At 57.4% G+C, this 13,337-nt stretch carries 11 protein-coding genes; 6 read left to right on the forward strand and 5 right to left on the reverse strand.

Going from position 1 to position 13,337, the window contains the following annotated elements; genetic code table 11:
* Positions 1-33 precede the first annotated feature (33 nt).
* The 4 genes from ggt (at position 34) to AC2FH0_RS10105 (ending at position 7,360) form a co-directional block, all read left to right on the forward strand.
* The gene (gene ggt / locus AC2FH0_RS10090) at positions 34-1,827 is read left to right on the forward strand and encodes a gamma-glutamyltransferase (protein WP_496789241.1); all 1,794 of its coding nucleotides are present in this window, start codon (positions 34-36) and stop codon (positions 1,825-1,827) included.
* Positions 1,828-1,854: 27 nt separating this feature from the next.
* The gene (locus AC2FH0_RS10095) at positions 1,855-3,267 is read left to right on the forward strand and encodes an FAD-binding oxidoreductase (RefSeq protein ID WP_496789243.1); all 1,413 of its coding nucleotides are present in this window, start codon (positions 1,855-1,857) and stop codon (positions 3,265-3,267) included.
* 97 nt (positions 3,268-3,364) lie between these two features.
* Positions 3,365-4,711, forward strand: a complete 1,347-nt coding sequence (locus tag AC2FH0_RS10100) for a hypothetical protein (protein ID WP_496709681.1) — start codon at positions 3,365-3,367, stop codon at positions 4,709-4,711.
* A 141-nt stretch (positions 4,712-4,852) separates the two neighbouring features.
* Positions 4,853-7,360, forward strand: a complete 2,508-nt coding sequence (locus AC2FH0_RS10105; RefSeq protein ID WP_496789244.1) for a GcvT family protein — start codon at positions 4,853-4,855, stop codon at positions 7,358-7,360.
* Between the two features lie 65 nt (positions 7,361-7,425).
* Here the strand turns inward: AC2FH0_RS10105 and AC2FH0_RS10110 are convergent, their stop codons facing one another.
* From AC2FH0_RS10110 to AC2FH0_RS10120, 3 genes are all read right to left on the reverse strand, one after another.
* Positions 7,426-7,761: a carboxymuconolactone decarboxylase family protein gene (locus AC2FH0_RS10110; protein WP_142638962.1), complete on the reverse strand. Its 336-nt coding sequence runs from the start codon at positions 7,759-7,761 to the stop codon at positions 7,426-7,428.
* 68 nt (positions 7,762-7,829) lie between these two features.
* Positions 7,830-8,483: a DUF938 domain-containing protein gene (locus tag AC2FH0_RS10115; RefSeq protein WP_496703856.1), complete on the reverse strand. Its 654-nt coding sequence runs from the start codon at positions 8,481-8,483 to the stop codon at positions 7,830-7,832.
* Positions 8,480-9,547: an NAD(P)/FAD-dependent oxidoreductase gene (locus AC2FH0_RS10120; RefSeq protein ID WP_281973636.1), complete on the reverse strand. Its 1,068-nt coding sequence runs from the start codon at positions 9,545-9,547 to the stop codon at positions 8,480-8,482. Before AC2FH0_RS10120 ends, AC2FH0_RS10115 begins: the two co-directional genes overlap by 4 nt.
* A 145-nt stretch (positions 9,548-9,692) precedes the next feature.
* On the opposite strand from AC2FH0_RS10120, the gene AC2FH0_RS10125 reads away from it, so the two are divergent.
* Both AC2FH0_RS10125 and AC2FH0_RS10130 read left to right on the forward strand, forming a co-directional pair.
* Entirely contained in the window at positions 9,693-10,097 is a 405-nt protein-coding gene (locus AC2FH0_RS10125; protein WP_142638956.1) for a hypothetical protein, read from the forward strand.
* Positions 10,098-10,100: 3 nt separating this feature from the next.
* Positions 10,101-11,333: an HlyD family secretion protein gene (locus AC2FH0_RS10130; RefSeq protein WP_496703855.1), complete on the forward strand. Its 1,233-nt coding sequence runs from the start codon at positions 10,101-10,103 to the stop codon at positions 11,331-11,333.
* A 15-nt stretch (positions 11,334-11,348) separates the two neighbouring features.
* On the opposite strand, the gene AC2FH0_RS10135 is transcribed toward AC2FH0_RS10130, so the two are convergent.
* Both AC2FH0_RS10135 and AC2FH0_RS10140 read right to left on the reverse strand, forming a co-directional pair.
* Entirely contained in the window at positions 11,349-12,107 is a 759-nt protein-coding gene (locus AC2FH0_RS10135; protein WP_496789245.1) for a nuclear transport factor 2 family protein, read from the reverse strand.
* Between the two features lie 145 nt (positions 12,108-12,252).
* The gene (locus AC2FH0_RS10140; protein WP_496692271.1) at positions 12,253-13,326 is read right to left on the reverse strand and encodes a BMP family ABC transporter substrate-binding protein; all 1,074 of its coding nucleotides are present in this window, start codon (positions 13,324-13,326) and stop codon (positions 12,253-12,255) included.
* Between the last annotated feature and the right edge of the window lie 11 nt (positions 13,327-13,337).

Here is a 13,337-nt window from a genome sequence, read left to right on the forward strand (position 1 = left end):
GACGATACAAAGTCAATTTTTCAGGAGGATACTATGAAACGAAGTCTGATTTCGGGATTGCTTTTGGCAACCATGACCTTTGCCGGGCCGTTGGCCTCTCAGGAAGCTGCGGATGCGGTTGCACCTGAGGGTGGTACTGACGGGCAGGTTCAAGGCCTGACCGCAGAAGTCATAGCCTCACTCGAAGCGAAATTGGCCGGTGAACCCGTGACGTCGCAGAACTGGATGGTGGCCGCGGCCAACCCTCTAGCGGTTGAGGCTGGGGCCAAGGTGCTGCGGGCAGGCGGTTCGGCGGCTGATGCGATGGTTGCCGTGCAGGTTGTACTTGGTTTGGTCGAGCCGCAATCCTCGGGCCTTGGTGGTGGTGCATTTCTGGTCTGGTATGATGCGGCCTCTGGCAAGCTGACAACACTGGACGGGCGTGAATCCGCCCCGCTTGAGGCCACCCATCGTCTGTTTCAGGACGAGAATGGCGAACCGCTGAAATTCTTTGATGCGGTTGTCGGGGGACTTTCTGTCGGCACACCCGGCACCCCGGCTTTGTTGGAAGAGGCGCATCGCCGCTGGGGCCGCAGTCCGTGGCCCGGCCTGTTTTCTGACGGCATTAATTTGGCTGATGAGGGTTTTTTGGTTTCCCCTCGATTGGCCAGCCTTGTTGAGAATGACGCGGAACGCCTGTCGCGATTTCCCGAGACAGCCGCGTATTTCCTGCCGGAAGGACAGCCGCTTGCACAGGGGCAGCGGTTGACGAACCCGGCCTATGCGGAAACGCTGCGCATCATGGCTGCGGAAGGATCGGCTGGATTCTACGGAGGAGAGATTGCTGCCGGGATCGTCAGCGCGGTTCGCAACGCGCCTGGGAATCCAGGCGTGCTGTCTGGTACAGATCTGGCGCTTTATCAGGTCATCGAACGTGACCCCGTCTGCGCCACCTACCGCGTTTATGAAGTCTGCGGAATGGGCCCGCCATCCTCAGGGGCGCTGACGGTCGGGCAGATTCTGGGCATGTTGAACGGCTATGATCTGGCAGCGTCAGGCCCCGAAGATATCAGATCCTGGCGGCTGATCGGGGATGCTTCGCGTTTGGCTTTTGCCGACCGTGGACGCTATATGGCTGACCATGATTTTGTCCCGATGCCGACACAGGGGCTGGTCGATCCTGCCTATTTGTCCGAACGGGGCGCGTTGCTGAGCGGTGAGGCCGCATTGATCGACGCCGTTCCGGGGAATCCCGAATTTGACCATGCCTCGAACTGGGCGGATGATATCTCGCTGGAACTTCCGTCGACCTCGCATATTTCGATCGTAGACCAGTATGGCAATGTGCTGTCCATGACCACGACGATCGAAAACGGCTTTGGATCGCGGCTGATGACCAACGGGTTCTTGCTGAACAATGAGTTGACGGATTTCTCGTTCAAAACCCACAGTGATGGCGTTCCGATTGCCAACCGTCTGGAACCGGGCAAGCGTCCGCGCTCATCTATGAGTCCGACCATTGTGATGCAGGACGGTGCACCGGTTCTGGCCATCGGGTCGCCGGGCGGAAGCCGGATTATCGGCTATGTTGCCAAGTCGATCATCGCCTGGGCAGATTGGGATATGGATGTGCAACAGGCCTTGGCACTGCCGCATCTGGTCAATCGTTTCGGCACGTTCGACGTGGAACAGGGCACCGGGGCCGAAGGGCTTTCGGATGCGCTGACCGAACTTGGCTATGAGGTCAACGCGCGTGATCTGACATCAGGTCTTCATGCCATCGAGATCGGGGACATGCTGACAGGCGGTGCCGATCCGCGACGTGAGGGCATTGCGCTGGGCGAATAGTCTAGCGGCCAGTCAGAAAGGGAAAGCATGGTGCAGGCAAAGTCGCTTCGGCGAAACGAGGCGGGGATTGAAACGGTCGTCGGCATTCTGAAACAGCAATTCGGCGACCGTTTGCAAACGGGTCAGGCGATCCGCGAGCAGCACGGGCATACGACCACATGGATCGAAAACCAGCCCCCTGATGCGGTGGTGTTTCCGCATTCGACCCAGGAAGTCTCGGAAATCGTCAAGGCCTGCGCCACGCATAAGGTCCCTGTGATTGCCTTTGGCACCGGAACCTCACTGGAAGGGCATGTGAACGCGCCAGCCGGTGGCATTTCGGTCGATCTGTCTCAGATGAACAAGGTACTGGCCGTTCATTCCGATGATTTGGATTGTGTCGTGCAACCAGGTGTAACGCGAGAGGAGCTGAATACTCATCTGCGTGATCAGGGTCTGTTCTTTCCGATTGATCCCGGTGCGAACGCCTCGCTGGGCGGTATGGCGGCGACCCGTGCTTCGGGAACCAATGCGGTGCGCTATGGCACGATGAAGGACAATATCCTTAGCCTTGAGGCCGTGATGCCGGACGGGCAAATCATCCGAACCGGGCAGCGGGCCAGAAAGTCGTCGGCCGGGTATGACTTGACCCGCCTGATGGTAGGCGCAGAGGGCACGCTGGGCATCATCACAGAACTCACTCTGCGTCTGCAAGGCATCCCCGAAGCGATCACCTCGGCGCGTTGTGTGTTTCCTTCTGTCGACGCGGCATGTCAGGCTGTAATGATGACGATCCAGTACGGCGTTCCCGTGGCCCGGATCGAGTTGTTGGACGAGGTGTCGGTGAAGGCCGCAAACGCCTATTCGGGACTGGCCTTACCGGAAACCCCGCTTTTGCTGTTGGAGTTTCATGGATCAACTGGTGGTGCGGTCGAGCAGGCTGAGACATTTGGTCAGATCGCCGAAGAGTTCGGCGGCACAGATTTCGCGGCCACTTCGACAACCGAAGAACGCAACAAACTCTGGCAGGCACGCCATGATATGTATTGGGCCAGCTTGCAGTTGCGCCCCGGTGCGCGGGGCATATCAACCGATGTTTGCGTACCGATCTCGCGACTGGCAGAATGCGTGACTGCGACCCGGAACAAGGCCAAGGAACTTGGGCTTTTGGCGCCGATTGTCGGGCATGTAGGGGACGGTAATTTTCACACCTTGCTGTTGATCGACATGGAAAACGCCGACGAAGTGGCCAAAGCGGACGGGTTTGTTGGGTGGTTGAATGACCTTGCGATCGAGATGGAGGGAACCTGTACCGGGGAACATGGGATCGGGCAAGGAAAGCGGTCATACCTGGCCAAGGAGCTAGGGGCAGCGCTGACCTTTATGGAGGCGGTGAAAAAGGCGCTTGATCCCGACAATATCATGAACCCGGGAAAAATATTTCCGGCTCGGGACGGGTAAAAACCGCGCGGATTATTCCGTATCTAGGCCACAAGGATGCCTCAATTTTCAAAGATTCTGCGCGAAATAAGCAGTGAATGAATATTGAGGTAATTTAATGGACGCGTTGCGGCTGATCGGGTTTACGCTGATTGTTGGATTGGTTGTCGCCGGGCTGGATTACTACCAGCAGGATAAGAAACACGAAGGTACGCTGTCGGCAAACGGCTATGTGGAAACGCTCAAAACGCGGTTCGCCCTTTATCATGAAGAACTGGATGCCGAAGCGGCAGAACGCGACCGCCAGAAGCGTTGGCGCGCAGGGGGCAAGCCCTATATGCCGGTCCCGGATTCAGTGCTTTCGCGTCGGGCAATAATGGACAGTGACTTCACGCTCGATGCGCGTGAAGGGGGGGGCTTGAAATCAGTCAGTGAGGCCGCGCGCCCGCTTGCCAGTAAGGTGGCTGTTCAAAAAGCTGAAATACAGGCCAAAAAACTGGATAAGGCAAGCTGGGTTTATGAAAAGGCTGGTCACACTTACTGGATTGAGATCAAACTGCGGCAGGAGGCTTCCGCGGATTCACTTGCAGGCAATATCGCAAGATCGATCGACTCGATGGATTTCGGTGCCAGCAACTATGCTCCGTTCGGTGTGATCGGGGGCGTTGCCTATTTTCAGTTCGTCGAAGCTGAGTACAGCCCGATCCATCTCGATGTCCGTAAAGTCTGGTCGATGATCACTGCCAAAGTGACGGATCTGACTCAGCCGGTTGGGTTCCAGATCTATACGGGCACCCTGGGTCTGGGTGAGGAAATACGTGTTGAGATGTACACGGATGCCCCGGAGCAGGATGTGCGCATATTCCTCAGCCAGCTTGACTATGATGGGATGAACGCGTTGCTTAGCCGGCCGGTGCCTGGTGTAGGAAACGAGGCGGTTACCGACCCGGATGGCGGCATTGAGCGCGCCTTGCAAATGGCCGAAGTCCGGGCCGAGTTCACCCGGCTGCGCAGCGAGATTGCTCAGTTGCGGATCGAAAACATCAACGGGTTGGCCTTGCTTGCCAATACAATGGCGGCACAACACGGGTTGCCATCTGATGCTTTCGATCTGACGGCAAACAATATCCAATCCCCGGATGATTTGATCCAGATCGGGTATCGCAAAGGGTTGGCTGGCCTGGAAATTGAAAACGCAGATGCGGATGGATCTGGCGGCAGTGTTTTTGGGCGACTTTTCGGGAAGCTAACGGGTGGGTCGGAAGAAAAAGAGGTCGAACCGAAAAGCTCGAGCGGTTTGTTCGGCGGCCTGAAGTCGTTTTTTAAAGGTTCAGAAACTGCCGATGCTTCTGGGAAACGTGTGAACGAAGCATCCGAGATTCGTGTGAACAAGGGTGGCGCAGGGTCTTCGGGCAAATGCGCCTTCAAAGATGCGCGCAAGACCTGCTCGCTGTCTGGCGGCTGAGAAAGTTCAAAACTTTTAGGAAAAACGACCCCCAGATGTCTGAGGGTCGTTTTTTTTATATCACTGGTCGGATGAATGTCGCGCGGTGGGCGCTGATTGCGCCATATGGTGGCAACAGATTCCAAGGGGAGACACCCGGCTATGAAAACCCAAGTCAAAGCACTGGTCGTTGGCGGCGGCGCCGTCGGCACTTCGATTGCCTATCATCTGGCCAAGGCAGGCTGGGACGATGTCATGCTAATTGAGCGGGACGAACTGACATCAGGTTCGACCTGGCATGCGGCGGGTTTGCTGCCGCTGTTCAACATGTCCTATGCGACCACGCATATCCACAAATACTCGGTCGATTTCTACAAGCAGCTTGAAGATGAGACCGGCCTGAACGCGGGTTTCGCCGTGGTTGGCAACCTGCGCATGGCGCAGACCCAGGAGCGCATGGACGAATACATGCTGTACGCGTCCACCGCCGAAACCTGTGACGTTGCCTATGAATGGCTGACTCCGGACCAGATTAAGGAACGCTGGCCGCTGATCGAGACCTCGGACCTGAAGGGCGCGATCTATCACACCGAGGACGGCTATATTAACCCAGCAGACGTGACACAGGCGATGGCCAAGGGTGCGCGTCAACGCGGTGTTGAGATCGTTCGCAAGCTGCAGGCCGATGCCTTCCATTGGAATGGCACTCATTGGGAAGTCACCTGCACCAAAATGGTCGAGAAGGGCGGTAACCTCATTCCGTCGGATGAGCAGGTGGTTATCACCGCCGAGCATGTCGTGACCGCATCGGGCAACCACGCACAGCGGACCGCGAAAATGCTGGGCATCAAGATGCCCGCGATCCCGGTCGAACACACCTTCATCGTCATGGACAAAGACCCTGAGCTGGTCAAATGGCGTGAAGCGGGCAACCCCGAACACCCTGTTGTCCGCGATGCCGACAACGAATCCTACGCACGCGAGGAACGCGGCGGCTGGATTTTGGGGATCTATGAACATGGTGCGCCGGCGCAGTTCGAACACGGCGTGCCGGACAGCTTCCGTGCTGATCTGTTCCCGCTCGATCTGGACCGGATTGCGGATCAGTACATGGCGATGGCCGAACGTGTGCCGTCCTGTGCTGAATCCGGTCTGAAAGACGATTTCAACGGCCCGATCTGCTACACCCCCGACGGTAACCCGCTGGTTGGACCCGCGCCGGGTCTGCGCAATATGTGGCTGGCCGAGGGCTTCAGCTTTGGTATCACCGCTGCGGGTGGCACCGGTTATTATCTGGCCCAGATGATGGTCGATGGAGAAGCCGAGATCGACATGGCCTCGCTGGACCCCAAACGCTATAGCAGCAACTGGATGACCACCGAGTTCGCGGCGCGCAAGAACGAAGAGTGCTATGAGCACGTCTATATCCTGCACCACCCCGATGAAGAACGTGCTGCCTGCCGCCCGCTGCGGACTGTTCCGGCCTATGACCGTCAGAAAGCGCGTGGCGCACAGTTTGGCTGGGTTAACGGCTGGGAGCGCCCGAACTATTTCGGTCCGCTGGATGCACCCGAAAACTTCGACCATGATGCCCGCTCGTTCCGCCGCGGTGGCTGGTGGCAGCATGCCGTTGACGAAGCAAAGGCGATCCGCGAAGGCGTTGGCCTGATCGACGCATCGGCCTTCACAAAGCATGTCGTCAAAGGCCCCGGTGCGACCCAGTTCCTGGATTGGTTCACCTGCAACAAGCTGCCCAAGGTCGGTCGTATCAACCTGACCTACGCGCTGACCTCGCACGGTACCACCCGCACCGAATACACCATCGTCCGTAACGGCGAGAACAACTACTACATCGTCTCTGCCGGTGCCTGGACTGAGTACGACGCCGATTACCTGCGCAAGGCGGCCGAGGACAAGATGGAGGAGTTCGGTTACATCGAGATCCAGGATGTGACCACTCAGTGGGGCGTTTTTGCCATCGCCGGACCCAAATCGCGGGACGTTCTGAAAGAGATCATCAAGGACGCCGATCCGGAAACCGCGCTGTCCAACAAGCGCTTCCCATGGCTGTCGGCCCGTCAGATCGAACTGGGCATGTGCCCGGTCAACTCGATCCGTGTGGCCTATACCGGTGAGCTGGGTTGGGAACTGCACCACCCGATTGAAATGCAGAACTACCTGTTCGACCTGCTGGAAAAAGCGGGTGAGAAGCATGGCATGAAGCTGGTCGGCGCACGCGCACAGAACTGGCTGCGTCAGGAGAAATCCTATCGCGCCTTCGGCACCGAACTGGGCCGCGACGCGACCCCGCTGGAAGCCGACCTGCCGCGCTTTGTTGACCTGTCCAAGGACTTCTATGGCAAGGCCAAGCTGGAAGAGACTGGCGTGCGCGTGAAATGCTGCACCCTGCTGATCGACGGACCGGAGGATGCCGATCCGTGGGGCCGTGAAGTGTTGTATACGCCGGAAGGTGAACGCGTCGGTCGTCTGACTTCGGGTGGCTATTCAGTAGCCTTCGAGAAATCCATCGGCATGGGCTATGTGAAGCCCGATCTGGCGGTGGAAGGCACCAAGCTGAAGGTCAAGCTTCAGGACAAATTGTGGGATGCGGTCGTCACCTGCGACAGCCCCTATGATCCGAAAAACGAGGTCATCCGCAAGGACGGCTGATCTGGATAAGAACGGCGGCACCTTTTTGGTGCCGCCTTCAAATGCCCGCGGCACGCGGGCTTTTTTCATGCACTCAGCTCGTCGAAGCAGTCCAGCGCCTTAGAGGCGTACATCATCGACGGCCCGCCCCCCATCTGAACCGCCATGGACAGAACGTCCGAAACCTCGTCACGTGACGCGCCGGCTTTGATCAAAGCTTCGGTGTGCAGCATGATACAGGGTTCGCATCGGTCCGCTATGGATATGCCAAGAGCGATGAATTCTTTGGTCTTGTAGTCCAGCGTTCCGCCTTGCTTGACCGCCGCGCCAAGCGCACCGAAGGCGCGGGCGGTATCAGGGATTGCGCCGTTCAAATTGCGAAGACCTTTTCGCGTGTCGTTGATCTTTTCCTGCCAGGGCATGCTACATTCCATTTAACATCGTGTGTTTGGAATATGTTTAGTTGGCCTCGGTCGGGCTTTGATCTGGATCAGGTGTCAGATTTTTCCACGATGAAGGCCAGGTTATTTGCAGGCATCTCCGCGACTTCCAGGATTTTCAGGTCGTGATTGGCCAAAAGCTCAGAAACGTCTCCGTCGTTTTTATATCCGATTTCAGCATCCTGCTGGACCAGAGCTGCATGAAATCGTTGATCCCCCGCGCTGGTCAGGCGATTGTTGCGCATGAAGGGACCATAGAGGATCAACCGGCCATTCGCGTTCAGTGCTTGAGCTGCCTCGCCGACAAGCGTTTCCACTTCGGCCCAGCTGATCAGGTGCAAGAGATTGATCAGAACGATCAGATCCCTGCCGCCAAACGGCTGATGCCAACCCTCGATGGTTGCATCCAGAGCGACTGCTTTAGACACATTCGGCAGGCCCGCGGTGTAGGCATTGATGCTGGCCTGCCGTTCGGATTCAACCTCACTGGGTTGCCAATGCATGCTGGGGCGGCATTCGGCAAAGGCTGCGATGTGCTGACCGGTGCCACTTGCCAGTTCCAGCGCTTGTCCGGTCAAAGGGGCGAACCGGTCCAGAAGATCGCACAAAGCCCCGACGTTACGGCTGGCTGCCGGAGCGACCAACTGACCGTTCTCTCCTACAGTCGCGACGCTGGCGTTGGAGGGTAACGGGCGCTTGTTCATCTATGCAACCTGTCTGGTCTCAGAGAGGCGATGGTCGCCGTGTCCAGACTTGATTGGTTGCCGACTGTCAGATCCGCTACCAGTTGGGATGCAGCAGGGGCCGTCTGAAACCCGTAACCGCCCTGACCGGCAGACCAGATAAACGTAGGATCGGTCGGATCGGGCCCCAAAACCAGGCTGCCATCCGGTGCGAAACTGCGCAAGCCCGCCCAGTTGGTTTCGACCCGCGTCACAGGCTCGGTGACCATTGCCTCGTACCGGGCCAAGCCCTCGGCCAGAACCATGTCATCGGCAAACGCATCATGGGCGGCGGTCGGATCGGCATCGGCAGGTGAGACCAGCAATTTGCCCGCGTCGGGTTTAGCATACCAGCTTTCGCCCGCACCCAACATCATGGGCCAGGCGCGCAAGTCATGCCCGCCGGGGGCCGGGATACGGGCCATTGAGCGGCGGCGCGGCTGGATACCAATCGGCGCGATACCGGCCATCGCCGCGATTTCGTCAACCCAGGCGCCGGCTGCATTGACGATGTGTCGTGCCTCAAAGCTCTCGGTGGCCTCGACGATCCAGTGCCTATGTTTGCGAATTGCCGTGACGCTTTGCCGGGTCAGAACGGATCCACCATTCCCACGGATCGTCCGGGCGAAATCCTGCATCATGCGGTCGGTATCTATATCTTGTTCACTGTCGCTGTGCGCCGCGAACCCGACGGTTTCGGGGTTCAGGATCGGGATAAGGGATTGTGCCGCGTCAAAGGAAATCTGTCGGCCGCCAAGTTGATCGGCATCCCGGTGAAACACATCGTGTTGGTCTTTCCCGCCGATCAGAACCCAGCCGCGTGGCGACAGATAGTCATTCGTCTCAAAATGCGCTGCGCTGGCAAGGTTGAGGGCAATAACAGCAGGCGGACCATAGGCGGGTGCAAACATAGCCGCGGACCGGCCTGATGCGTGATAGCCCAGCGCCTCTTCGCCTTCGAGCACGGTGACCTGGCCGCGCTCTGACAACCGCGCGCCCGCGCTAAGCCCGGCAATACCGCCGCCGATAATCAGGAAATCTATCATGTCGCCCCTTTGCTGGCCGCAGTCGTGATTTTCTGACGTCGAATGCGCCCTGCACGACCGTAGAATTCTAATTGAGACTTTAAGCAGGGTTGAATTTGCGCATCAACCCATCCAAAGAAGTGGAAAGCATTTAGAGGAGGGCAGGGTGAGCACAGCAGATTTACACCCATTGGCCACGGGGCACATTCCGTCTTACGTGACCCAGGCGGATGGCAGCGATTTTCTTTTGACGGTCATGTTCATTTTCACGGTTGTGGTGATCATCCTGATCGGCGTTGGCTATTTCACCCTGCATTCGATCCCCGAAAAGCTCGCGCATGAATCCAACCACCCGCAGTTTCAGCTTGTGGGAATTCTTGCGCTGCTGGCTTTGTTCACTCATAACGGATTGTTCTGGATTGCAGCCATTCTGGTCGCCGGATTCCAGTTTCCCGACATAGGTGCGCCCTTGCGTGCCATTGCCGATGCGATCCGATCTTTGGCGCCGCAACCGCCTGCTGATCCCGATCCCGTTCCATCCCCCGAACCCGTCGCGCAGCAGGAGCAATAGGACATGCTTGAAACACTGATGTGCGCGCTGGTCACAGTGCTGCCCGATTATCTGTTCCGCCGCTTTGTGCAGGGAAAACGCATCGGGCATGAGATAACCCTGTTCACCATGTGGTACGAGCTGCGCTGGGGTCTGACAACCTGTGCCATTATGGCGCTGACCGTGATCACCACTCTGTTCTATTTTCACCCGGCCAGCAAAACTGCGGCCTCGTATTTCCGCACGGTGACGATCCTGCCGCAACTGGGTGGGCGAGTGTCCGAGGTCTATGTCTCCAACAATCAACAGGTTGTTGCTGGGCAGCCAATCTTCCGGATCGAGGACTTTACTCAGACTGCAATGGTTGAGGCAGCGCATGCGCAGATCGCGCAAGTTCAGGCATCACTGAAAGTCGCGGAGACCGATCTGGCCGAGGCCGCCGCCGGGATCGCTGGCGCAAAAGCGGCGCTGGATCAGGCGCTAGAGGACTTGCAACGCAATACGACCCTGCGGGACGAAGGGTCAAGCGCCGTCCGCCTGGCCGAGATTGACCGGCTGGAAAACCTTGTCGCTGAACGAGAGGCCAAGCTGGTTGCGGCTGAATCGCAACGCGCTGCCGTCGTACAGCAAATCGAAGAGCTGATCCCGGCCCAACTGGCCAGCGCCAATGCGAACCTGGATGCTGCTTTGACCGAGCTGGACAAGACTGTGATCAACGCGGGTGTGACGGGGAGGATCGAACAGTTCGGCTTGCAGGTTGGCGATTACGTCAGTCCTCTGCTACGTCCAGCAGGTATTCTTGTGCCGTCAAATTCCGGGCATGACCGCTTTCAGGCTGCGTTCAATCAGATGTCGGCGCAGGTTATCAAACCCGGCATGGTCGGAGAGCTGGGCTGCATGACCAAGCCGTTCACGGTTATTCCGGTTGTGGTGGTCGAAGTTCAGGATGTGATCCCATCGGGACAAATTCGCCCGTCAGACGAGCTTAGAGACGTGCAGTCCAACAAGGTGCCGGGCTCGATCCTGGTTTATTTTGAACCGCTTTATAAGGGCATGGCGGATGATATCCCGCCCGGCAGCAACTGTCTGGCGAATGTCTACACCGATAACCACGAGCGGCTGGAGCATGAAGATTTGGGCTTTTGGCAATCTGCTTTCCTGCATGTGGTCGACACGATCGGCGTGGTTCATGCGGCGGGTCTGCGCCTGCGTTTGATCCTGATGCCGGTGAACACGCTGGTTCTGACTGGGCATTAACGGCTCTTAGGTAGATCAGAATTTGCCATTGTCATTCTTCCAATCGCTACGGGGCGCTATGGTTTCCATAGTGCCCCACTGCTCGACGATCACTCCGTCTGCGACCCGAAACAGATCATAGAAGCTGGTATGTTTTCCGTGACTGGCACCTTCGCTCATGCACAGGACGAAATTCCCTTCTGCCAGCACACGATGGACGCGGTGATACTGAACGATCAACTCCGCGTCTGATCTAGCTTCAAGCACCATGCGATAGGCGTCGATGCCGTCAACGCCATCGGGATCGTGTTGTATCAGGTTCGCATCAACAAACGCCTTCATCCGCTCGGTTTGCCGGTCTATCAGGACTGTTTGCGAGAAGTTGCCGACCAATTCCCGGTTCTGTTCGGTTCTGTCAATATCCGTGATTTCAGTTGGACCATCAAGCATGCCGCGTCCCGAAGCGTTTGGGCCGCGCAGGGGCTGAATGTTATCCCAGTGCTCAACAGCTTTGCTGTCTTCAAACCGAAAGACCTCGAACGCGGCCTTAACTTCGGCAAAATCATATTCGTTATGGGCAAAAGCGAATTCGCCATCTTCAAAAACGCGAACAAATTTAACCTTGGGATTTGTTTTCGACAGGCGGGCAAACAACGTGGCCAGCCCCTCGCTGCCTTCATGGGTCTGGGGATTGTGCTGGATGTATTTTTCTTCGTTGACGACGGCTGCGGCCTCGGCATCCCCGGTTTCGATACCTTTCAACAGTTTCTGCAGCAATTCGCGTTTTGAATTCATCTGGTCCTCGTTGATCGGTAGAGCCGCGGATCAATGTGCTTGGCGCTGGTTTCGGGCTATCGAAGATCAAGAGTGGCATAAAACAGGTGGCAAAATCAAAAAAGGCCCGCACATGGCGGGCCTTTCTGCGTTATCCTGTGCCGCCTTACTGCGGAATCTCACCTTCCAAGCCTTCGACATAGAAGTTCATGCCAGCCAGTGTACCGTCGTCTGCAGCCTCGCCTTCGGCCAGCCAGTCACTACCGTCCTGCTTTTTCAGCGGTCCGGTGAAGGGGTGGTATTCACCCGCGGCCATGGCCGCTTTCAGCGCCAGTGCCTCTTCTTTGACGTCAGCGGGAACCGCGTCCGAGATTTCGCCGATTGCAACCATGCCTTCGCGGATGCCATCCCATGTATTGGCGCTTTCCCATGTGCCATCCATGACGGCCTGGGTCCGTGCAATATAGTAGGGCGCCCAGTCATCGATGATCGACGAGACGCGCGGGTACGGAGCGTATTCGCTCATGTCCGAGGCCTGGCCGAAAGTGATGACGTTGCCCGCCTCTTGCGCAGCTGCTTGCGGTGCGGTCGAGTCGGTGTGCTGCAGGATCACGTCCGCGCCCTGTTCGATCAGAACAGTGGCGGCATCTGCTTCTTTCGCCGGATCGAACCAAGTGTAGGCCCAGATGATCTTGAACTCGACATCCGGGTTGACCTTCTTGGCGTGGATATAGGCCGAGTTGATTCCGCGGACCACTTCGGGGATCGGATAGGACCCGATATAGCCAACAATGTTCGACTTGGTCATCTTGCCCGCGATATGGCCCTGTACCGCACGACCTTCATAAAAACGTGCCGAATAAACCGAAACGTTGTCGGCTGTTTTATAGCCGGTCGCGTGTTCGAACTTCACGTTCGGGAATTTCTTGGCCACGTTGATGGTCGGATCCATGTATCCGAACGAGGTGGTAAAGATCAGGTCTGCACCTTCCAGCGCCATCTGGGTCATCACCCGCTCTGCATCCGGGCCTTCGGGCACGGATTCAACAAACACGGTTTCGACTTTGTCGCCGAACTCTTCCTCAACCGCCAGACGGCCCTTGTTATGTTCATAGGTCCAGCCGCCGTCGCCCACCGGGCCGACAAATACAAAGCCGACCTTGGTTTTGTCTTCGGCTATGGCAGTAGTTGCCAAACCCAGCGCCATGGCAGCGCTTGCCAGAAATGTGGTAATTTTCATGTGTTACTCCC

The sequence above is a fragment of the Ruegeria sp. CDSC051 genome (assembly GCF_059610665.1).

Coding starts and splice junctions, on each gene's coding strand:
- ggt (WP_496789241.1), top strand. CDS start 34: ATGAAACGAAGTCTGATTTCGGGATTGCTTTTGGCAACCATGACCTTT.
- AC2FH0_RS10095 (WP_496789243.1), top strand. CDS start 1,855: ATGGTGCAGGCAAAGTCGCTTCGGCGAAACGAGGCGGGGATTGAAACG.
- AC2FH0_RS10100 (WP_496709681.1), top strand. CDS start 3,365: ATGGACGCGTTGCGGCTGATCGGGTTTACGCTGATTGTTGGATTGGTT.
- AC2FH0_RS10105 (WP_496789244.1), top strand. CDS start 4,853: ATGAAAACCCAAGTCAAAGCACTGGTCGTTGGCGGCGGCGCCGTCGGC.
- AC2FH0_RS10110 (WP_142638962.1), bottom strand. CDS start 7,761: ATGCCCTGGCAGGAAAAGATCAACGACACGCGAAAAGGTCTTCGCAAT.
- AC2FH0_RS10115 (WP_496703856.1), bottom strand. CDS start 8,483: ATGAACAAGCGCCCGTTACCCTCCAACGCCAGCGTCGCGACTGTAGGA.
- AC2FH0_RS10120 (WP_281973636.1), bottom strand. CDS start 9,547: ATGATAGATTTCCTGATTATCGGCGGCGGTATTGCCGGGCTTAGCGCG.
- AC2FH0_RS10130 (WP_496703855.1), top strand. CDS start 10,101: ATGCTTGAAACACTGATGTGCGCGCTGGTCACAGTGCTGCCCGATTAT.
- AC2FH0_RS10135 (WP_496789245.1), bottom strand. CDS start 12,107: ATGAATTCAAAACGCGAATTGCTGCAGAAACTGTTGAAAGGTATCGAA.
- AC2FH0_RS10140 (WP_496692271.1), bottom strand. CDS start 13,326: ATGAAAATTACCACATTTCTGGCAAGCGCTGCCATGGCGCTGGGTTTG.